General features: G+C 56.5%; 20 protein-coding genes. 13 read left to right on the top strand and 7 right to left on the bottom strand.

Annotated features, from left to right (window positions below):
* Positions 1 to 116: 116 nt before the first annotated feature.
* Entirely contained in the window at positions 117 to 1,721 is a 1,605-nt protein-coding gene (locus tag GS646_RS06015) for an NAD(P)H-hydrate dehydratase (protein WP_171185846.1), read from the bottom strand.
* 169 nt (positions 1,722 to 1,890) lie between these two features.
* On the opposite strand from GS646_RS06015, the gene GS646_RS06010 reads away from it, so the two are divergent.
* The 5 genes from GS646_RS06010 (at position 1,891) to GS646_RS05990 (ending at position 6,420) form a co-directional block, all read left to right on the top strand.
* Complete coding sequence (locus GS646_RS06010; protein ID WP_050602105.1) at positions 1,891 to 2,229, top strand: P-II family nitrogen regulator; 339 nt, start codon at positions 1,891 to 1,893, stop codon at positions 2,227 to 2,229.
* A gap of 43 nt (positions 2,230 to 2,272) precedes the next feature.
* Positions 2,273 to 3,679, top strand: coding sequence for a type I glutamate--ammonia ligase (glnA, locus tag GS646_RS06005; protein WP_171185848.1), 1,407 nt, complete (start codon positions 2,273 to 2,275; stop codon positions 3,677 to 3,679).
* Positions 3,680 to 3,806: 127 nt separating this feature from the next.
* Positions 3,807 to 4,454 carry an MSMEG_1061 family FMN-dependent PPOX-type flavoprotein gene (locus GS646_RS06000; protein ID WP_171185850.1) on the top strand — a complete coding sequence of 216 codons (648 nt, stop codon included), beginning with the start codon at positions 3,807 to 3,809 and terminating at the stop codon, positions 4,452 to 4,454.
* Between the two features lie 66 nt (positions 4,455 to 4,520).
* Positions 4,521 to 5,309: a lytic transglycosylase domain-containing protein gene (locus GS646_RS05995; RefSeq protein WP_171185852.1), complete on the top strand. Its 789-nt coding sequence runs from the start codon at positions 4,521 to 4,523 to the stop codon at positions 5,307 to 5,309.
* Positions 5,310 to 5,508: 199 nt separating this feature from the next.
* A complete protein-coding gene (locus GS646_RS05990) occupies positions 5,509 to 6,420 on the top strand; it encodes a hypothetical protein (protein ID WP_371732045.1) in 912 nt (303 codons plus the stop codon).
* A gap of 35 nt (positions 6,421 to 6,455) precedes the next feature.
* Here GS646_RS05990 and GS646_RS05985 read toward each other — a convergent pair whose 3' ends face one another.
* Entirely contained in the window at positions 6,456 to 7,199 is a 744-nt protein-coding gene (locus GS646_RS05985; protein WP_171647649.1) for a DUF3445 domain-containing protein, read from the bottom strand.
* A gap of 122 nt (positions 7,200 to 7,321) precedes the next feature.
* Here GS646_RS05985 and dddP point away from each other — a divergent pair, with 122 nt between their 5' ends.
* Positions 7,322 to 8,665: a dimethylsulfonioproprionate lyase DddP gene (dddP, locus tag GS646_RS05980; RefSeq protein WP_171185858.1), complete on the top strand. Its 1,344-nt coding sequence runs from the start codon at positions 7,322 to 7,324 to the stop codon at positions 8,663 to 8,665.
* A 10-nt stretch (positions 8,666 to 8,675) separates the two neighbouring features.
* Here the strand turns inward: dddP and GS646_RS05975 are convergent, their stop codons facing one another.
* Positions 8,676 to 8,870 (bottom strand): hypothetical protein, encoded by a 195-nt coding sequence (locus GS646_RS05975; protein WP_171185860.1) that lies wholly within the window; start codon positions 8,868 to 8,870, stop codon positions 8,676 to 8,678.
* A 281-nt stretch (positions 8,871 to 9,151) separates the two neighbouring features.
* On the opposite strand from GS646_RS05975, the gene GS646_RS05970 reads away from it, so the two are divergent.
* Positions 9,152 to 10,366: a bifunctional alpha/beta hydrolase/OsmC family protein gene (locus GS646_RS05970; RefSeq protein WP_171185862.1), complete on the top strand. Its 1,215-nt coding sequence runs from the start codon at positions 9,152 to 9,154 to the stop codon at positions 10,364 to 10,366.
* A gap of 32 nt (positions 10,367 to 10,398) precedes the next feature.
* On the opposite strand, the gene GS646_RS05965 is transcribed toward GS646_RS05970, so the two are convergent.
* From GS646_RS05965 to GS646_RS05955, 3 genes are all read right to left on the bottom strand, one after another.
* Positions 10,399 to 10,728 carry a hypothetical protein gene (locus tag GS646_RS05965; RefSeq protein WP_171185864.1) on the bottom strand — a complete coding sequence of 110 codons (330 nt, stop codon included), beginning with the start codon at positions 10,726 to 10,728 and terminating at the stop codon, positions 10,399 to 10,401.
* A 12-nt stretch (positions 10,729 to 10,740) separates the two neighbouring features.
* Positions 10,741 to 11,301 carry a hypothetical protein gene (locus GS646_RS05960; RefSeq protein WP_253746596.1) on the bottom strand — a complete coding sequence of 187 codons (561 nt, stop codon included), beginning with the start codon at positions 11,299 to 11,301 and terminating at the stop codon, positions 10,741 to 10,743.
* A 166-nt stretch (positions 11,302 to 11,467) separates the two neighbouring features.
* Complete coding sequence (locus tag GS646_RS05955; RefSeq protein ID WP_171185866.1) at positions 11,468 to 11,800, bottom strand: hypothetical protein; 333 nt, start codon at positions 11,798 to 11,800, stop codon at positions 11,468 to 11,470.
* 88 nt (positions 11,801 to 11,888) lie between these two features.
* Between GS646_RS05955 and purB the strand changes: the two genes are divergently transcribed.
* The 4 genes from purB (at position 11,889) to GS646_RS05935 (ending at position 16,334) form a co-directional block, all read left to right on the top strand.
* Positions 11,889 to 13,193 carry an adenylosuccinate lyase gene (gene purB, locus GS646_RS05950; RefSeq protein ID WP_171090749.1) on the top strand — a complete coding sequence of 435 codons (1,305 nt, stop codon included), beginning with the start codon at positions 11,889 to 11,891 and terminating at the stop codon, positions 13,191 to 13,193.
* 378 nt (positions 13,194 to 13,571) lie between these two features.
* Positions 13,572 to 14,120, top strand: coding sequence for a hypothetical protein (locus tag GS646_RS05945; protein ID WP_171090751.1), 549 nt, complete (start codon positions 13,572 to 13,574; stop codon positions 14,118 to 14,120).
* Positions 14,121 to 14,189: 69 nt separating this feature from the next.
* A complete protein-coding gene (locus GS646_RS05940; protein ID WP_171185867.1) occupies positions 14,190 to 15,284 on the top strand; it encodes a flagellar motor switch protein FliG in 1,095 nt (364 codons plus the stop codon).
* 126 nt (positions 15,285 to 15,410) lie between these two features.
* Complete coding sequence (locus tag GS646_RS05935) at positions 15,411 to 16,334, top strand: lysophospholipid acyltransferase family protein (RefSeq protein ID WP_171185869.1); 924 nt, start codon at positions 15,411 to 15,413, stop codon at positions 16,332 to 16,334.
* Here the strand turns inward: GS646_RS05935 and GS646_RS05930 are convergent, their stop codons facing one another.
* Complete coding sequence (locus GS646_RS05930; RefSeq protein ID WP_171185871.1) at positions 16,335 to 17,036, bottom strand: thioredoxin family protein; 702 nt, start codon at positions 17,034 to 17,036, stop codon at positions 16,335 to 16,337.
* A gap of 225 nt (positions 17,037 to 17,261) precedes the next feature.
* Between GS646_RS05930 and acnA the strand changes: the two genes are divergently transcribed.
* Positions 17,262 to 19,952: an aconitate hydratase AcnA gene (gene acnA, locus GS646_RS05925; protein ID WP_171185873.1), complete on the top strand. Its 2,691-nt coding sequence runs from the start codon at positions 17,262 to 17,264 to the stop codon at positions 19,950 to 19,952.
* Positions 19,953 to 20,071: 119 nt separating this feature from the next.
* Positions 20,072 to 21,574 (top strand): BCCT family transporter, encoded by a 1,503-nt coding sequence (locus GS646_RS05920; protein ID WP_171647651.1) that lies wholly within the window; start codon positions 20,072 to 20,074, stop codon positions 21,572 to 21,574.
* The last annotated feature ends 84 nt before the right edge of the window (positions 21,575 to 21,658 follow it).

Below are 21,658 nucleotides of genomic sequence, written 5' to 3'. Positions count from 1 at the left end.
AAACAACTTTGCCTCCGGTCTGTGCGTCTGGCAAACACTCACTCTGCACCCCCGCAGCCCTGATCGGCGAAAATTCGCCGATCTGACGTAGATTGGGCCATTCCCCGCCAACACACTCAAATATTCATCTTTCTAAACACGTCAGGCAGCTGTTCCGGCAAGTCCTCGGCAATCAGGCCGGGCCCAAATTGCAGTGCGCATTCCACATGCAGCCACGCGGCAGTCTCTGCAGCTTGCAACGGTTGATACCCACGTGCCAGCAACCCGGTGATGAATCCCGCCAGCACATCGCCAGATCCAGCGGTCGCCAACCAAGGAGCCGCCCTTTCGTACGAGGCCGAGTTGACCGAACATCGCCCGTCAGGTGCGGCAATCACGGTATCCGACCCCTTGAACAGAACCACGCACCCAGCGCGCTTTGCAGCCGCCCGCGTTGCGTCAACCTTGGAATAGGCAGGGCCTTGTGTCGGCGCAGCTTTCAAATTGTCCGCAATGTCGGGGAAAAGCCGCGCAAACTCTCCTCCGTGCGGGGTGAGCACGCAGTTTTCGTGTAACTGCGCAAACAAAGCATCCCGGTCGTCCGCAAAGGCCGACAACGCATCCGCATCCAACACCGTTGCCCGGCGCGCTGCCAAAGCCACCGGAACCAACTCACGCGCGCGTTCCACTCCCAGCCCGGGGCCGAGACAAAGCGCATTGAGGCGCGGGTCACTCAGAACCTCGACCAGGCCATCTTTTCCCTCAACGCGCTGCAACATGAGCGCCGTGATCTGACTAGCCACTTCCAAGACCGCCGCAGGCGGTACACCCAACGTCACCAATCCCGCACCAATCCGCAACGCCCCGCGCGCGGCCAATCGCGCCGCGCCTGTTTTTCCGCCCCCTCCGGACAAGATCAGAGCGTGTCCATGAGAGTACTTGTGGCCTTCTGTCTTCTTCCGCAGCCTCGCCCCATCGACGGAAGCCATTTGGACAATCTGGCTGCTTTTAGCTGTTTCGAGCCCAATCGATTTTGTTTGCACCTTCCCGCAGGACGTTGGACCATCGCCTAAAACATGCCCGACCTTTTTACTGTGAAACGTGACCGTCAAGTCGGCGACAATGACGTTGCCTAAAACGCGGCCACTATCGGCGCACAAGCCACTTGGCGTATCAACTGCGACGACCTTTACACCTCGATCCCACAGCAATGCCCTTGTCTCAGTATTCGCCAATAAAGAGAACACACCTGTAAACGGTCGGGTAAGACCGGTTCCGAACGCTCCATCGACAATCAGATCAGTGTCCTTCGGAAGCTGAAGATATTCCGCGTCACTTGGGCTGGCATCGACGGCGAACACATTAACGTCGCCTTCATCCAGCCACCGCTCATAATTCACACGCGCATCCGGCGGCAGCTTCTCCGGATCCCCGTACAGAAAGACCTCAACCTCCCATCCCAACTCCCGCAACAACCTGGCGACAACAAAGCCATCGCCACCATTGTTCCCCGGCCCGCACAGCACCACCGCACGCAGCGGATCCCCTTCATCTGGCCCCAAATACCTCGGGGAGCGCGAGGGGCTGGCCCCTCGCCTGTCCCACTCTGGCCACTCCTCGAAAATTGCCTCAACAACGCCCTGCCCGGCCCGCTCCATCAGCTCAAGACCTGTCACCTCACCGGATTCGATGGCAGCCTGCTCAATGGCCCGCATCTGCGCCGCTGTCAGCAATTCCGTCATCCCACACCCTCATTCGATTCAATTTTGATTAGTTTTTGTGCAACACGCCCATAAATTAGCACGTCGCCAGATTTCGATGCATCCCAACCTGCCCAAATCCGCAATCACATTGCCGCCCGATCTTAGACGTGATCACTGCCCCTGAGACAACCATTCAAGGTGAGCCGGGATGAAAAAGATCGAAGCGATCATCAAGCCGTTCAAACTGGACGAAGTGAAAGAGGCATTGCAGGACGTGGGCGTCCAGGGCCTCAGCGTGATCGAGGTCAAAGGCTTCGGTCGTCAGAAAGGCCATACCGAACTGTATCGCGGCGCGGAATATGTCGTCGATTTTCTGCCCAAAGTGAAGGTCGAAGTCGTTCTGGACGATGATCAGGTCGATGCCGCCATCGAAGCCATCGTTTCGGCCGCCAAAACCGACAAGATCGGCGATGGCAAGATTTTCGTCTCGCCCGTCGAACAAGCTATCCGTATCCGCACCGGCGAGACCGGTTCGGACGCACTATAACCCTCCAAAACCCTCCAATCTTCAAGTCAGAGGAATCTAGAGAATGAGCAAGGACGCAGTTCTTAAGCTGATCAAGGACGAAGACGCAGAATACGTCGACATCCGTTTCACCGACCCGCGCGGCAAGCTTCAGCACGTGACCATCATGGCCGATCAGGTCGACGAAGGCTTTCTGGAAGAAGGCTTCATGTTCGATGGTTCTTCCATTGCCGGTTGGAAGTCGATCGAAGCATCCGACATGAAACTGATGCCCGACACCGAAAGCGCCTATGTCGATCCGTTCTACGCAGAAAAAACCATCTGTGTTCACTGCTCGGTTGTTGAGCCCGACACCGGCGAGGCGTACGAGCGTGACCCGCGCGGCACCGCTCAGAAAGCCGAAGCTTACCTGAAATCATCGGGTATCGGTGACGTCGCCTACATGGGTCCGGAAGCCGAATTCTTCCTGTTTGACGACGTCCGTTTCTCTAACAGTATCAACAAGGTATCTTACGAAGTTGATGCAACTGATGCGTCGTGGAACACCGACACCGAGTATGAGATGGGCAACATGGGCCACCGTCCGGGCGTCAAGGGTGGCTACTTCCCGGTGAACCCCGTTGACGAGGCGCAGGATCTGCGTTCGGAAATGCTATCGACCATGAAGCGTCTGGGCATGAAGGTCGACAAGCACCACCACGAGGTTGCCTCGTGCCAGCACGAACTGGGCCTGATCTTCGACAGCCTGACCAAGCAGGCTGACGAACTGCAGAAGTACAAATACGTCATTCACAACGTTGCCCACGCCTATGGTAAATCGGCCACCTTCATGCCGAAGCCGATCGCAGGCGACAACGGAACCGGCATGCACGTGAACATGTCGATCTGGAAAGACGGCAAGCCTCTGTTCGCAGGTGACAAGTATGCTGATCTGTCGGACGAAGCGCTGTACTTCATTGGCGGCATCCTGAAGCACGCCAAGACCCTGAACGCCTTCACCAACCCGGCGACCAACAGCTACAAGCGCCTGATCCCGGGCTTCGAAGCACCCGTTCTGCGCGCCTACTCGGCCCGTAACCGTTCGGGTTGTGTGCGTATTCCGTGGACCGAAAGCCCGAAAGCAAAGCGCGTCGAGGCCCGCTTCCCCGATCCGGCTGCGAACCCCTATCTGGCGTTTGCTGCGCTGCTGATGGCTGGTCTGGACGGCATCAAGAACAAGATCGATCCGGGCGAAGCCATGGACAAGAACCTGTACGATCTGCCTGCCGAAGAACTGGCTGACATCCCAACCGTTTGCGGCAGCCTGCGCGAAGCTCTGGAAGCTCTGGCATCGGATCACGACTTCCTGCTGCAGGGCGACGTGTTCACCAAAGACCAGATCGACGGCTACATCGCACTGAAGATGGAAGAGGTCGAAACCTACGAGCACACCCCGCATCCGGTTGAATACGGCATGTATTACAGCTGCTAAACCGGATTTGGGTTTACATCTGCAAGGGCGTCCAATCGGGCGCCCTTGTCTTTTCTACCGGTATGATTTGACGCGTCGCCTGAGTTTCAACAAACTCAAGAGGACACTCCCAACCGGAGACAACAGTATGGCCTTCAGCACTTCACCTTTTTCGAAATACTCAAATTTCGTGACATCCGAAAAAGAACTGCTTCAGATTTCCGGCACCCCTCTCCCGCAGATCATTGCCAAAGAACTCTCTGAACTGGACCAGATGTGCCGCGACTTCATCGCTACTTCGCCCTTCTGCCTGATCGCCTCGGCCAACCCCGACGGATATCTGGATATCTCCCCTCGTGGGGATCCTGCAGGTTTTGTTCAGGCCTTGTCCGATACACTGATCGCTATCCCGGACCGTCCGGGCAACAAACGGGTGGATACCTTCCACAACGTTCTCAAAGACCCGCGTGTGAGTGTGATTTTCTTTGTTCCCGGCAAGATGGAGACCCTCAGACTTCGGGGCGAGGCCCGGATCTGCGCGGACCCGCAGCTACTGGAGCAAATGGCCATTGCTGGCCATGCGCCGAAACTGGCGCTGCTGATCCACGTTCATACGGTGTTTGCGCATTGCCCCAAATGCGTCATTCGCTCAAACCTGTGGCAGCCCGACGCGTGGCCGGATTCCTCGAACCTGCCGAACATGAACGCCATGATGGTGAAACATGCCCGCATAAAGGCCACCCCGGACGAATGGTTCGAAACACTTAAAGAGAAAGGAGAGCTGGACCTCTACTAACTTCTTTCCCGAACCCAAGGCCCCAGCTACGCTGACTTCAGACTTCATCTCAAACGGATTGTGCCCATGTTTCGCCTTGCAGCTATCCTCGCTTTGTCACTGACCTCGCCTGTTTTGGCCGCGCCCTGCGGGAACACCAGCGCCGGGTTTGAAGCGTGGAAAGCCGATTTTGCGAAACAGGCACGTAAGGCCGGGGTCAAGAAAAAGGGGCTGCAAGCGCTGTCGCAGACACAGTACGCAACGCGCACCATTGCAGCAGATCGCAACCAGAAAAGCTTCAAATACTCGCTGGACAAGTTCATGCGGGTCCGCGGGGCAGACACAATCGTGGCGCAAGGACGTAAACGCAAAGCCGCTAACCCCAATTATTATGCAGCCTTCGAGCGCCAGTACGGTGTGCCAGCTGGTGTGCTGATCGCCATTCATGGCATGGAAACCGGCTTTGGCAATTTCATGGGTGATAGCCAGATTGTTTCCGCAATAACCACTCTGGCTTATGATTGTCGCCGATCCGAGTTCTTTATTCCCCATGCAATTGGGGCACTGAAACTGGTGGATATGGGCAGTATCACAATGGCGACAAAAGGGGCAAAACATGGCGAATTGGGCCATACCCAATTCCTGCCCGGCAACGCGTTGACCTATGGCGTCGATGCCACTGGTGACCGGCGTGTGGATTTCTACAATATGACGGACGCTCTGGCCTCAACCGCGAATTTTCTTCGCAAGAAAGGGTGGAAACCCGGTCGCGGTTACCAGCCCGGAGAACCAAATTTTCGTGTTTTGCAGCAGTGGAACGCGGCCTCTGTGTATCAGCAATCCATTGCCATCATGGCCGCCCGAATCGATCAATAGCGTCGCCGCACGGAAAACACGCGCCACGCTCGTTTTCGCCACATTTCCGCCACAGTGACAAACAAAAGCCTTTAGTTTCTTGGTTTCCAAAGCGTAATCAATCGCGGGAAAATTTCGTTTTTTTGCATTTTTTGCCAAATTCTCCCCCAGAACGGTTGCTAGAGTGTCTTTCGAACAATGCTTGAATAAGGACAAAGCAGTGGCTCGGAAGCATAGCTACCATGGCGGTCTGCAATTTGATGGTGACGCAACTGGCGCGCTCGAGCGCTTTGGAACCATCGTTGCGACAACGCTTGAGGACTACGGCCATCTGGTCGAGCGCAAAGCACTGCTCAGCTATTCCGAGGCCAGCATCGTCTCGAGCCAATATCTGGTTCGGCTGACGCTGGATACAGGCACACCCGAGCAGGAAGACCGATACGAGCGCATGGATCGCGCCGCGGGGCTAAAAACCATAACAAAGCCCCGCGTCTCGCATCCTCAGAACCGGCTTGTACTGTCAGTCACCCCCGTGTCGCCGATACTGGATGATACCGAAATCTCGGAACTGATGCTGGTGGTCGTCTTGTATCGCATGGTCGACATCTGCTCGACCCGGCGTGTTGAATGGCTGTCACCGCACACGGTGCTGACGGTCGAACAATTCATGAGCGCTTTCGATACCTTGACCCCAAGTCGCGAAACGCGAGACAGGAAACAGATCTTTCAGTCCCTGACCGGTCAGTTCGCCGACGTCAAAATGCCTGAACTGGATGACAACATCACTGCCCTGCACGCTCCGACGGCTCGGCCGATCCAGCTTACGGATGAACAATTGCTCAGCATTGCGTTCCGCAGTGATGACGTCGCTCCATCTGATCAGGCAGCGCCTAGTGCTGATGTGGCGACAGATGAGGAACGACCAAGCGACATTCTGCGCCTCAGCAGTTGGTGTATGACAGGCGTTCTGGCCAGCGTATCTGGACCGATCGCCCTGTCGATGGCTGCAGTCAACTTGGTCCGGGGCGAAGATTTCCGCCTCAACACTCAAGTGCTCGTGTTCACGTTTGCCATTGTCGCACTGAACGCCAGCAATGCGTTTGCCGACGTTGCCAACGCCTTGGGCATGTAACCAAATTACCAAGACCCTCCTTGGAGGCCCCGCCGTCAGGCGGGGTTTTCCATTTCTGAAACCGCGTGCGCAGCCAGAACATACGTATGGATGGAAAACACGACCGCTTTCGTCTTGGGCAGCCGCAACATGGTTTGACGTTCACTCCGAAGATAAGAGTCCTGTTGCCGGTCCCGAATTTCCCGCGGTGCGTGCTCACTGCGGGGCTGGAATAGCTCGGGATCTTCATACCAGAGGGCATTGAAACGCCACAATGGGCGCCCGGGCTGAATGCCATCGAACAACCGCTGAACCCTCATCGCAATACTGTCGTCATAGCTTTCGACGGGCACGTGAATGTCGATCAGTGGCCGCATGAATTTTTCCGCCAAACGCCAGCTGGCTGGAAAGCACAGGATCGCGCCGGTCAGAACATGCTCATCCCCGCGCTTTTGAAGAATACAGAAATCTTCCTGCACCAACTTGCACAGCGTATCCAACGGTCGATTGTAGTCGATAGAAACCATTGCACCATCGGGCCTGACAACCGTCTCCCCGGCTGAAGGGTAGACTTGGGCCAAAACAAGATCCAACAGCTCGCGGGCGGCAGGTTCCGCCTGTGGATCAAGGGCCAGAACATCGTCTCGATGGTCAAAAAGCAGCTCTTCACGGCGTTGCATCTGACCAGAAAATGCATCGTCCTGATGCAGCCAGTTTTCCAATGTCGTCGGTTGTATCCCCGGCAAGGCACGCGGATTTCGGACATCGTACGGAATTGTGTTTTGCAGAATCTGCCTCATGACAAAGGCTTAGCATGCCCCAGACGACGTGTCGGTCGAAAACGACTACCTCGCGGTCGCATTTTTTTCAGACGCTGTAGATCGGCACACTAGTTTCACCAAAACACATGACGAGGCCAGCCATGAATCATCACTACAGAGACACGCGCAAGATCGATCCCACCAAAGGCGCAACTTTGGGCGACGGCACTCCGAACGACAATGACCGGATTGAGATCGGACCGACGCAGCTGGCGTTTGATGAATGGGCCGCAGCCGGACTGGAATTGCCCAACCTGACCCGTATGCGGGAACATCGCTGGAAGCGGCTGACGCAGGCTGTAGTGGATCGCGGGTATGGCGGCGTGCTGATGTTCGATCCGTTGAACATTCGCTATGCGACCGACAGCACAAATATGCAGCTGTGGAACACGCATAACCCGTTCCGTGCCGTTTTGTTGTGTGCCGACGGGTACATGGTGATTTGGGATTACAAGAACTCGCCCTTCCTCAGCACGTTCAACCCACTGGTGCGTGAACAACGCTCAGGCGCGGACCTGTTTTATTTCGACCGGGGCGACAAGGTCGACGTGGCGGCGGATGTGTTCTCGAATGAAGTGCGGGTGCTGATCGAAGAGCACAGCGGCGGCAACAAACGCCTTGCCGTGGACAAGATCATGCTGCACGGCCTGCGCGCGCTTGAGGCGCAAGGTTTCGAGATCATGGAAGGCGAAGAGCTGACCGAAAAGACCCGAGCCATCAAAGGACCGGACGAAATCCTTGCTATGCGCTGCGCCAGCCATGCGTGCGAGACAGCGGTAGCTGAAATGGAGAAGTTTGCCCGTGCCAATGTGGGCAATGGGAAGACCTCAGAAGATGACATATGGGCTGTTCTGCATGCGGAAAACATCAAACGCGGCGGGGAATGGATCGAAACCCGCCTCCTGGCCTCGGGCCAGCGAACCAACCCGTGGTTTCAGGAATGCGGCCCTCGGATAACGCAGCAGAACGAGATCATCTCGTTCGACACCGATTTGATCGGATCCTACGGAATTTGCATCGACATTTCGCGCAGCTGGTGGATTGGCGATCAAAAACCACGGGCGGACATGATCTATGCCATGCAGCACGCACATGAACACATCATGACCAATATGGAGATGCTCAAACCCGGTGTGATGATCCCGGAACTGACGGCAAATTCCCACAGGTTGGACGACAAGTTTCAGGCGCAGAAATACGGCTGCCTGATGCATGGCGTGGGCCTGTGTGACGAGTGGCCGCTTGTGGCCTATCCGGATAAGGCCGTCGAAGGATCCTATGACTATGCGCTGGAACCCGGAATGGTCCTGTGTGTCGAAGCTTGCGTTGGCGAGGTTGGCGGTGATTTCAGCATCAAGCTTGAAGATCAGGTTCTCATTACCGAGGACGGCTATGAGAACCTTACAAAGTACCCGTTCGATGCCCGCTTAATGGGGGCAGAGTGAGGCCAACGCCTCACTTTGACCAATGCGACCGGCGGACATTGCCGTGCCAGTCTTCCAGGATCGGTTCGTCTTGAACCTGTGGCCTGCTCAAGTTTGCGGGCCAGGACTGTCCAGCGACAAAGCCTGTGACACCGGCCAGTAGCAACGCGATGATCCACAGAGGGTGCATCACAGGGCTGCGGGCGGTGATTTCTGCGTGTGACATGGGTATCTCCTTGGTCGACAACTGCGATCCATAGATGTGTCCCAATAGAATATAAGTAAAATGAATGTTTGATTTGCCTAACTTCACAATACATGATGCTATAAGTGCAAGTTTGTAAGACCGCCCTCTCAATCACTACGCTTAGCTACATGATGGTTCACAGGTGAGAAAACGCGCACAAAGTTCTCACCTTCACGTGACGCGACTGACATAAGGGTTGAGACCGGACCAACATAAACCCACTATTGTCGGTGTTCCCCCAACCCATTCAAGGAGCCGACATGCCCACGGAACGCATTACCTTTGCCGGACATGACGGCAGCCAACTGGCCGCGCGTCTTGACCTTCCGGACGGTCCGGTGCTGGCGACAGCGCTCTTTGCCCATTGCTTTACATGTTCCAAGGACATCCCAGCGGCCCGACGTATATCTGCCCGACTGGCCGCCATGGGGATCGCAGTTCTGCGCTTTGACTTTACCGGGCTGGGCCATTCCGAAGGAGAGTTCGCGAACACGACCTTTACCTCGAATGTCGAAGACCTGATTGCCGCCGCGCAATACCTGGCTGGTCGGAGCATGGCACCTGCCCTGTTGATCGGACATTCGCTGGGCGGCGCAGCCGTTCTGCGTGCACGGGCGGGCATTCCGTCGATAAAAGCCGTGGTGACCATCGGGGCTCCGGCAGACCCAAGTCATGTCTCGCATCATTTCGAAGCCGCTTTACCGCAGATTGAGCAGGACGGCAGTGCCGAAGTCACGTTAGGCGGGCGTCCTTTCCGCATTGGCAAAGCCTTTGTAGATGACATCGCGCAATCTGCCTTGTCGGTGTCGATTGCCGAACTCAAAGCTGCGTTGTTGATCCTTCACGCACCGCGGGATGAAACCGTCAGCATCGATAACGCCAGCACGATTTTTCTGGCGGCAAAACATCCCAAAAGCTTTGTGACTCTCGACGATGCCGATCACCTGATCACACGTGCTGAGGATGCCGAATATGCGGCTGATGTGATAACCGCATGGGTTTCGCGTTACGTAAAGCTTTGCCCACCCGCCCCGCCACCCGGTGCCCCGGAAGGTGTTGTGCGTATCACCGAGGCTGACCCAAACGGCTTTATGCAAGATATTCAGGCCGGACCCCATCACCACGCGGTCGCGGATGAGCCGGTCTCGTACGGCGGTACAGACAAAGGCATGTCCCCCTACGGGTTTGTATCCGCTGGTCTGGGCGCTTGCACATCCATGACGATCCGAATGTACGCCCGCCGCAAACGCTGGCCCCTGACAAATGTCAGTGTTGATGTCTGTCATGACAAAGTGCATGCGCAGGATGCAGGTCTGGCCAATGAGGGCAAAGTGGATCAGTTTCGTCGGAAAATCCGGCTGACCGGTCCGCTGGATCAGGCGCAAAAACAGCGCCTGCTTGAGATAGCTGACAAATGCCCGGTACACCGAACGCTGGAAGGTTCCGCCCATATCACAACCGAGCTTCTGCCGTAAAAAAAGGCCGCCTGTCTGGCGGCCTTTAATTTTTAGCGGCGCGGTGATGGCCGATGAATGGGTGGCCGTGCGGCAGGTGGACGCGCCGTCGGCGGCCTTGGCCGTGCAGGCGGTTTGGCAACCGGCGGTTTCGGACGTTCAGGACGAACCGGGCGGTCAGGCCGGTTTGGTCGATCGGGGCGGTCGATGTCGATATTTACGTCTCGGCGGTAATAGTCGTTCCAAAGCATCGAGTCGTAGAACGGGTCGTACCCATATCCATACCCAACGCCAACCGAGACGCCTTCACAGGCCGACAAGCCAAAGCTTGCAGCGCCCAGCCCAAGTGCAAGAGAAATCCGTCTGATCATTTGAAAATTCATCGCACCCTCTCCTTACTGAAGCGACCGGAACGACGCGAAGACTGCGTTCAGATCGTCAGCATAGTCCGGATTCGCACCATCGCGCAGAATGGCCACGGCAACTGCAACGCGGCCCCGCGGCAGGTCAATAAGCGTTGCTGTAAAGCTGACCCCCCTGCCTTCGCGGCGTCCGGTGCCCCGGAACACCTTCGCAGGCAATCCTCCGATACGTGTGTCGCTTGTGCTTGTAACGGTTGGATCGTTGACCAGAAACTTGTCGATATCCTGCAAGTAGCGGACACCATCCTGAATGGATGCAACGCCGTCGGGCGAAACAAACCCCATCCAGACTGTATCGTCTGTCACAGGGCGCATCCCCATGACACGTGACACTCCGCGCGTGTCACCTAGCTCGGAATCCTCGATCTCTCGCGGGCCGCCAGTGCGCAGCACCCAGAAATCAGGGACACTGAAACGAAACAACGCACGACCATCTTCCGTGTACGTCACCGGAGTATCGGCCGTCACTAACCCTGCCGCGCTCAGCCACACGGCAGCGCACGCGGCCAGCAATGATCCTGAAAATAAACGCATATCTTAATAACCTGATGATTTCCGCAAACGCAGCTTGACCCTTCCAGACGCAGTTTGTCCAGTACCGGCACGCAAAGACCGGGCGGATTACGATCCCGCATGTGAGCTTTCAAAGTGCAGTCGCCGTCGCCGAATGGGTTTGAAATCACTTAACAAGTCCGCGCCTCTATTGCGCGTAAACGCCATCTGTCTCGCCGCCCGCATCGTCGACGAACCGAATTGTATCCTCATTGCGGAAGACATCGTAACAGGCCCACAAGTCTGAAGGCGGCCAGATCGAACAATACTGATCCTCGCGCACGGCCCAGCGCCCGGCGCTTGGCCCACCCGAGAAGTACTGCGTGCTCATGCTGGCCTCGAAGGTTTGCCAAACCCCTGCACCATATTCGAGCTTCTTATCTGTCAGCGCGGCCAGAATTTCGTCACCTAACAATTTCTGAAAGCCATCTGCGGCCAAAACACCCGGCCAAAGGGCCAAAATCAGGGCAAACCGTCTCATAGGCGCTCTCTCTTCTTGTTCCCTGCTGCACACAGGGCTAAACCCCGCGCCAACGCCTCATCCCAATCACAAAAAGGTGCTGCCGCCAATGATTCCTCGTTATTCCCGCCCTGACATGGTCACCATCTGGTCGCCCGAGAGCAAGTTCCGCATCTGGTACGAGATCGAGGCACATGCTTGCGATGCCATGGCCGATCTGGGCGTCATCCCGCGCGAAAATGCTGAGGCCGTGTGGAAAGCCAAAGACGTGGAGTTCGACGTAGCCCGTATTGATGAGATTGAGGCCGTCACCAAACACGATGTCATCGCCTTCCTGACCCATCTGGCCGAGCATGTGGGCAGCGAAGAAGCCCGTTTTGTGCATCAGGGCATGACCAGTTCCGACGTGCTGGACACCTGCCTGAACGTACAACTGACCCGCGCCGCTGACATCCTGATCGCCGATCTTGAAGGCCTTCTGGCCGCGCTCAAGCGCCGCGCGATTGAACATAAGGACACTGTACGCATCGGTCGTAGCCACGGCATCCATGCCGAGCCGACCACGATGGGCCTGACCTTTGCCCGCTTCTACGCCGAGATGGACCGCAACCTGTCGCGGATGCGGGACGCTCGCGCGGAAATCGCCACCGGCGCGATCAGCGGCGCAGTTGGCACCTTCGCCAATATCGATCCACGCGTTGAGGAACATGTCTGCGACCAGATGGGATTGGTGCCTGAGCCGATCAGCACGCAGGTCATTCCGCGTGACCGCCACGCCGCGTTCTTTGCGACTCTGGGCGTCATCGCCAGCAGCATCGAAAACATCGCCATCGAAATCCGCCACATGCAGCGGACCGAGGTGTTGGAAGGGGCCGAGTTCTTCTCGATGGGTCAAAAAGGTTCCTCGGCTATGCCACACAAGAAAAACCCTGTTCTGACCGAGAACCTGACAGGTCTGGCGCGCATGGTCCGCGCGGCCGTGATCCCAGCGATGGAGAACGTTGCGCTCTGGCATGAGCGTGATATTTCGCATTCGTCGGTTGAACGTATGATCGGGCCGGACGCCACGATCACGCTCGATTTCGCGCTGGCGCGGCTGACTGGCGTGGTCGACAAGATGCTGATCTTCCCAGAAAACATGATGGAGAACATGAACAAGTTCCCTGGCCTTGTTATGAGCCAGCGGGTTTTGTTGGCGCTGACCCAAGCCGGGGTCAGCCGTGAAGACGCATACGCCATGGTCCAACGCAACGCGCTGAAGGTCTGGGAACATCGCACCGACTTCAAAGAAGAGTTGCTGGCAGATGCGGATGTCACCGCTGCGCTCAGCCCTGAAGAAATCGAAGAAAAATTCGACCTCGGCTATCACACCAAGCATGTCGATACGATCTTTGCCCGAGTGTTCGGCGAATAATTCTTAAGCGATCAAGCAGTTCAGGGGCCCGGTTCGCACGCAGCGATCCGGGCCTTGTTCTTTTGCCAGATCATCAAAAATCGGTTATCTTGTCCGCGCATTCCTGAACAGGAGAAGCTTGATGATCCGGACTTTGATTTGCGCATTGGCCCTTGGCTGCTCAGCCTCTGTCGCTTTGGCCTGCAGCGCCCATACTGAACGAACGCAGTCCTGCGCGCCGGGAACACAATGGGACGCCGAGGCCCATAGTTGCGTAAAAACCGTCAATAGCTGAGGTTTTTCTTTCCTACTTGTGAATAAAAGCGACAGCGCAATTGTTAGCCTTTTATCAAATCGCGCTATGCTTGATCAGAGCAGCCCAAAGAACGGAGTAGGAAAATGCGCCTTGTTTTAGTTTCAGCTATTGCCCTTCAGGCTTTCGCCTTCGCACCGGCTTTGTATGCAGCCGGCGATGGTGGCAGCACCACGACCCCACCAAAACCAACGAACACGACCAAGAGGTGCCTTTTTGGCCGCGTCTACGACAAGGACGCGGGGCGTTGTGTCAAACCGAACAAGACCAATTTCACCGATGATGAGCTGTATGACGCCGTGCGCGAGCTGGCTTATGACGGGCAATTCGAGAACGCTCAGAACATTCTGCGCATCATGGATCAGGACGATGATCGCGTCCTGACGTATTGGGGTTTTACGTACCGCAAAATGGGTGAGCTTGAGCTAGCAAACGTCTTCTACACCAATGCCATCAACTCTAACCCCGACAACATCCTCGCCCGCAGTTACATGGGACAGGGCTTTGTCGCCGAAGGCAGAACCGATCTTGCGATCGAGCAATGGCGCGAGATCAAAGCACGTGGTGGCGAAGGAACCTGGGCCGAGGCATCGTTGCGTGAAGCCATCCGCACCGGGCTGACCTATAACTACTAAACTTCAAGGTTATTTAACCCGATTCTCCGTAATCTGCCTGTGGTTCAGAAATTTTGGCACCACAGGCAGATGCAGGACACAAACGCATTGATACAAGCGGCACCCGGGGCATCCGCTCCGCTTGCCACAGGGAATGACGACACACCGCGACTTGTTCCCAGGACATTGACCAGCCGCCAGAAGGCCGCGGTTGTTGTGCGCCTTTTGCTCAACGAAGGCGCGGATCTTCCTTTGGAAGAACTGCCAGATGATCTGCAAGAAAGGCTGACACATCAACTTGGCGAGATGGGGCTGGTGGATCGTGTAACTCTGGATGCCGTGGCGCAGGAATTCAGCGAGGCTTTGAATAACCTTGGGCTGGCGTTTCCGCACGGGCTGGCAGGAGCACTGGATGCAGTAACCGGAAAAATCGCCCCCAAAACGGCCGCCCGTCTGCGCAAAGTGGCGGGTGTACGTCAGGTTGGCGATCCGTGGCAAAGACTGCGCGACATCCCTGCCGAGGATCTTGCCGCCATGGCTCAGGCGGAAAGCACCGAAGTGGCTGCTGTGATGCTGTCCAAAATGGACACCGCACAGGCGGCTCAGATGCTGGGTCATATGCCCGGCCCGGTGGCCCGTCGGATCACTTACGCGGTTTCAAAGACGGCTAACGTCACCCCCGAATCGGTCGAACGAATTGGCTGGTCTTTGGCTGCGCAATTGGATCAGCGTCCGGCTCAGGCGTTCGATGACGGCCCCGGCGCGCGTGTTGGCGCGATCCTGAACCAGTCTGCGGCTGCAACGCGTGACGATTTGCTGAATGCACTGGATGAGGATGACGCCGCTTTTGCCGATCTCGTGCGTCAATCAATCTTTACCTTCGCCCATATCTCCAGCCGTATCGCAGCCCGCGATGTTCCCGCCATACTGCGCGAAGTGGACCAACCCGTTCTGGTCACGGCCCTAACCGGAGCAGCCGCCGATGATGACAAAGCATCGGTCGAGTTTCTTTTGTCCAACATCTCGTCCCGCATGGCGGATAATCTGCGCGAAGAGATGGGCGAACGTGGACGCGTCAAGCAATCTGAAGCTGAAGACGCGATGACACAGGTGGTTGGTGCCATTCGGACATTGGCTGATGCAGGAACAATCGCTTTGGTCGATCCCGAAGAAGAGGCCGAATAGCACTTAAGTCAAGATTATGCGCCGCGATCCGTCCACTTTGATTGGCACCTTGCTGAACGCTTGAGCTTACCAACATCGGCCTGTATGTCTGGCACAGAACTTCGCAACACGCGGTGAGATGCCTCCATGCCCGTCGAAAAGTCGGAGCTCAGCAAGTTTGAGCTTGGAAAATACTATGTCACCAATCTGGTCCTTCAGGGGATTATCGGGGCAATGCGCCTGCTTCCTTATGAACGGCGCATCGCGACCATGGGCGCGATCATGCGATCACTGGCCCCGGTGGTTGGTTTTCGCACACGTATCCGTCGCAATCTGAAGCTCACCTGCCCTGACCTGTCCGATGCCGAGGTTAAAAAGATTTGTCGTGATGTGCCGGACAATGCAGGTCGGGCGATCATGGAGCATTTTTCGCCAGAGGGCTTCACCGAGCGTCAGAGTACAGCAAAGATTTCAGGCCCAGGCATTGCCGCCTTTGATGCAGCAGTCGCCGAAGGGCGCCCGGTCATGATGATTACTGCGCATTTTGGCCACTATCTGGCCGCGCGCATTGCCCTGCAAAAATACAGCGGTCAGCCGATAGGCTGCCTGTATCGCAGGATGGCAAACCCTTATTTCAACGACGCTTACGTAGAAGCCTTCTACAAGACCGGCGCCCCCATGTTCGAGCAAGGACGTCGGGGGATGGTTGAAATGGTGCGCACGCTGAAAAAGGGTGGCATCATTGCCATCGTGTCTGACCTTCACGCCATGGGGGGCGAAGAACTGATGTTTTTCGACAAACCCGCCGTGACCTCTGTGTTGAACGCTGAACTCGCGATGAAATACAAGGCGGAACTCATCCCTTGCTACGCTGTGCGTCAACCCAACGGAATAGATTTTGAGATCATTCTGCACGATCCGGTTCCACATACGGACCCGAAAACCATGACCCAGTTCACCAATGATGACCTAGAGAAGATGGTCCGCCAGCATATGGGGCAATGGTTCTGGATTCACCGCCGCTGGAAGCACTGGAACGGGCTTGGCATTGCCCCGGACGAGATGCCTTGATCACTTCACACGCGTTGCCGCAACAATAGGGCCGTGGCCTGCGCGTTGAACCAAAACAACCGCCGGAAGATCCGATCCAAGTTGAGCTGAGAAGGTTTGTGGTGCGACGCCATCCCATTGCCCGGCGATCTGCCAGGTTTCCACCACATTGGCATAGTCCAAGTCGTGCCCGGCCAGCTCTCCACGACGGATCGAGGCATGGCGCATGGGCGAATACTGGACGACACGAATGTCATAGGTCTCGCCCTCCGGCAATTCTACCGGCATGACTTCCACAGTCACTTCATCCGCTGTCCGGGTTGCGCTCACCGACGCCTCGGGCACCGCCTTAAGATGCGCATTGATCAGGCGGTCGAGCTCACGAGATTGCGCACCGACAATGTCATGCTGCCCGTTGATCACCATCTGCGGCGTATAGATCATCGAGCGCCCGCCTTCCCGGGCATAGGCGCGCTGCCGTGTGGTGTGGTCCGGGTCAGCGTATTCATCCTTCCACCCAATGTAGTCCCAATAGTCCACGTGCAGCGCCAAGCCGATGACGTCGTCTCGCTTGGCCAGTTCATGCATCAGCCGGTCCGCCGGGGGACAAGACGAACAGCCTTGTGACGTAAACAATTCAACCACCACAGGATCATCCTCGGCCGCGACAGATGCAGCCAGAAAACAGGACATCAGGGCAGTCAAAATGGCGGGTCTGAACATAAGAACTCTCGATTTCGGCGGTTGGGATTCAGCAATAGCTGCTTCGCTGTTCAACGACCAATCAAGGTTTCTTGAGGCGCAGGTGCACATTTGCCTCATCAATGTGTGCGATGGTATACAAAATTGCTCCCTTTGTTCTTGTTCTTCCTTGAACGAAGGGGTTTGGTGATACAGATAACAGACAGCGAATCCCATTGCCCAAGTCATTTGAGAGGGAGGCCACTGATGCCCATCAGAGTCGGACAGGACACTGCCAAGACACGCCGCAGCCTAAGCGTGAACGGCAAATCCATTTCATATTATTCCATCCCCGCCGCCCAAGAGGCCGGTCTGGGTGATTTCTCGAAACTTCCAGCGGCACTGAAAGTCGTGCTGGAAAACATGCTGCGGTTCGAAGATGACGGCTTTTCCGTCTCTGTCGAAGACATCAAAGCATTCGCCGAATGGGGCGTGAACGGTGGGAAGAACCCGCGTGAGATAGCGTACCGCCCTGCCCGCGTGCTAATGCAGGATTTCACCGGCGTTCCGGCGGTTGTGGATCTTGCGGCGATGCGCGACGGCATCAAAGGACTGGGCGGCGATGCACAGAAAATCAATCCGCTGAACCCGGTTGATCTGGTCATCGACCACTCGGTCATGATTGACGAATTCGGCAATCCGCGCGCATTTCAGATGAACGTGGACCGCGAATACGAACGCAATATGGAACGATACCAGTTCCTGAAATGGGGCCAGTCGGCGTTCAACAATTTCCGTGTCGTGCCCCCCGGAACCGGTATCTGCCATCAGGTGAATCTGGAATATCTTGCGCAGACTGTCTGGTCGGACACAGACCAAAACGGGGATGAGGTCGCTTATCCTGATACGTTGGTCGGCACCGACAGCCACACCACCATGGTCAACGGCATGGCCGTTCTGGGCTGGGGCGTTGGCGGCATCGAAGCCGAGGCCGCGATGCTGGGTCAGCCGATCTCGATGCTGATACCCGAAGTCGTTGGTTTTGAACTGACGGGTTCGATGGTCGAAGGCACCACCGGTACAGACCTTGTTCTCAAGGTCGTAGAAATGCTGCGCGAAAAGGGCGTTGTTGGTAAGTTCGTCGAGTTCTACGGCGAAGGCCTGGACCGCCTGCCGCTGGCCGATCGTGCGACCATCGCCAACATGGCACCAGAGTACGGCGCGACCTGCGGCTTCTTCCCCATCGACGGCGAGACCCTTCGTTACATGCGCAATACCGGGCGCGACGAGGACCGTCTGGCGCTGGTCGAAGCCTATGCCAAGGAAAACGGCCTCTGGCGCGACGCGGACTACGCTCCGATCTACACCGATACCCTGACGCTGGACATGGGCACGATCGTTCCGGCGATCTCGGGCCCGAAGCGCCCGCAGGACTATGTTGCCCTGACCGACGCCAAAGCGGCCTTTACCAAGGAAATGGCCGAGACCTTCAAACGCCCGATGGGCAAACAGGTCGAAGTCAAAGGCGAAGAATACGGCATGGAGTCGGGTAAGGTCGTGATCGCTTCGATCACCTCCTGCACCAACACCTCGAACCCTTATGTGATGATCGGCGCTGGTTTGGTGGCGAAGAAAGCACATGAACTGGGTCTGAACCGTCAACCCTGGGTCAAGACGTCTCTGGCCCCCGGTTCGCAGGTCGTGTCTGAATACCTCGAGGCCGCCGGTCTGCAACAGCATCTGGACGCCATCGGGTTCAACCTTGTTGGTTATGGCTGTACCACCTGCATTGGGAACTCGGGCCCGATCCAGAAAGAAATTTCCGAGGCAATTGCCGAGGGCGATCTGGTCGCCACGTCGGTTTTGTCGGGCAATCGCAACTTCGAGGGGCGTATTTCACCGGACGTCCGCGCCAACTATCTGGCTTCGCCGCCGCTGGTGGTGGTTTATGCCCTGGCTGGCACGATGGATATCGACCTGACTTCGGAACCGATCGGTCAGGACAAGGACGGCAATGACGTCTTCATGAAAGACATCTGGCCGACCCAGAGTGAAATCGCTGAACTGGTCGAGGCCACTGTGACCCGCGAGGCGTTCCAATCAAAATACGCCGACGTGTTTAAGGGCGACGAGAAATGGCGCGGGGTCGAAGTTCCACAACAGGAAACCTACAACTGGCCGCCGACCTCGACCTACATTCAAAACCCGCCTTACTTTCAGGGCATGGGTGCTGAACCGGGCACAATCTCGAATATCGAAGGGGCCAAGGTGCTGGCAATTCTGGGCGACATGGTCACAACCGACCATATCTCGCCTGCCGGGTCATTTGCGACGACCTCGCCCGCTGGCCAGTATCTGATCGAACGGCAGGTGCAACCGCGTGAGTTCAACTCTTACGGCTCGCGTCGTGGCAACCACGAGGTCATGATGCGCGGCACCTTCGCCAATATCCGCATCAAAAACGAGATGCTGGAGGGCGTCGAAGGCGGTTACACCAAGGGTCCGGATGGCGAACAGACCTCGATCTACGACGCGTCGATGGCCTATCAGGCGAACGGCACGCCGTTGGTGGTGTTTGGTGGCGAGCAGTACGGCGCGGGCTCAAGCCGCGACTGGGCAGCCAAAGGCACTGCGCTGCTGGGTGTGAAAGCCGTCATCGCCGAAAGCTTTGAGCGTATACACCGGTCAAACCTGGTTGGAATGGGCGTCATTCCGTTTGAATTTACGGGGGGTGACACACGCAAGACGCTTGGCCTGAAAGGAGATGAAACCGTCTCAATCCACGGATTGGATTCGGTTGAGCCCCTGCAAGAGGTGCCCTGCACAATCGTTTATGGCGACGGAAGTGAAAAAGCCATCACCCTGAAATGCCGCATCGATACCGCGCCCGAGATTGAATACATCGAAAACGGTGGCGTGTTGCACTATGTGCTGCGCAATCTTGCAAAGGCATCGTAAACCGATAGCGTTGCGAGCGATTAAAACCCCCGGCTTAGCGTCGGGGGTTCTTTGTTATCTGGTCATTCATTCGAAAACCTGAAACTGTTGGGCAAGGTCATTCACGGAAGCCACACGCCATGCAAAAACCAAACGCCCTGCTGGTTTGTTCCCTCAGTGTCATTGCCGTGATCGGGATATGGGGGGTTGTCGACATCCAGAGTTTGGTGACCTGGGCCAGTGGTATTGTCCAACAGACCTTCCACAGCCGGGGATGGTTTGTGATGCTTGCCGCCTCGGGCATGTTGATCGGGTGTCTGGTTCTGGCGTTCTCGAAATACGGGAACATTCGCCTTGGTCGCGATGACGAAGAACCAGAATTCTCGACCGCCACATGGATTTCGATGTTGTTCTCAGCCGGGATGGGGGTCGGTCTTTTGTTCTGGGCGGTGGCCGAACCATTAACCCACTTCAATTTCATCTCAGGCATGGCGCCGGATTACATTGCTGCTCAGCAGGCCATGCTGGCGACCAACTTCCATTGGGGTTTGCACGCTTGGGCCATATACGGATCAACTGCCCTAACCATCGCCTATTTCAGCTTCCGGCGCGGCACTGGGATGATGGTCAGCGCACCGATCATAAGCCTGTTTCCCGGTGAACGCTGGGCCGAACGTGTCGGATGGCTTTCAGACTTCATGGCGATCATTGCGATTGCCATTGGCGTGGGTGGCTCAATGGCCATGGGCGTCTTTCAGGTCGCAGATGGAATTGCGGTGTTGGGAGGCCGGGAAACGGTCGGAGCATTTTTGATTACCGTCGTGTTTCTGGCAATGGTCGGAGCGTATATCCCAGCACTCTTGATCGATCTGGGGCAAGGCATGGCGCGCTTATCTAACGCTGCCATGCTGATTGCGATCGGCCTCGTGGCCTACACCATCATTCTTGGCCCAACCGAATACCTTTTGAATACTGTGGTTCAGGGGTTTGGCGACTATGTCACCAATGTCATCCCACGCGGCTTTCAAACCTTCACGTTTTTTGGGGACGACGTCACCAGATGGTTCAGCGACTGGACCCTCACCTACATGGTCTGGTGGATCGCGTGGGGGCCTTTTGTGGGCGTCTTCGTGGCGCGCATCTCTCGTGGTCGAACGATACGAGAGTTCGTAATCGGGGTACTGTTCGCCCCCACCCTGTTCTCAATCCTCTGGTTCGGCGCTTTTGGCGGCATTGGCCTGTTCGAGGCACTCAACGGCGCAGGCGAACTTCTGGCCTATACGCAGACAAACATTGAACGCGTGACCTTTGCCCTGCTCGACCGGCTGCCGCTGTCCCTGATGACAACGCTTGCAACGGTACTGGCTGCGTTCCTGTTCATTGTGACCAGCGTTGTCAGCGCGGCATTTGTTCTGGGCACCTTCTCGACCGGTGGCGACGAGAACCCGCCCCCCCGCGTACGCCTGATCTGGGGGGCGTTACTAGGACTATTAAGCGTTGCGATGATCCTTTCAGGTTCTGTGGACTCGGTCAAAATTCTGATTTCACTGGGTGCTTTGCCCTTTGTCTTCATTTCAGTTCTTCTGATGGTCTGCTTATTCCGTGGCCTGAGAGAGGAGGGTCAAAACAATGCTGATCGGTGATCTCACAGATACTCTGATGAACCTGGTAACCTTTGCGTTCATCGCGGCGATGATCTGGATTCTGCTGCGCAGCTGACGCATTTC

It is taken from the genome of Ruegeria sp. HKCCD4315, assembly GCF_013112245.1.
GTDB lineage: Bacteria > Pseudomonadota > Alphaproteobacteria > Rhodobacterales > Rhodobacteraceae > Ruegeria.
This window is presented reverse-complemented; position numbering and strand designations above follow the sequence as displayed.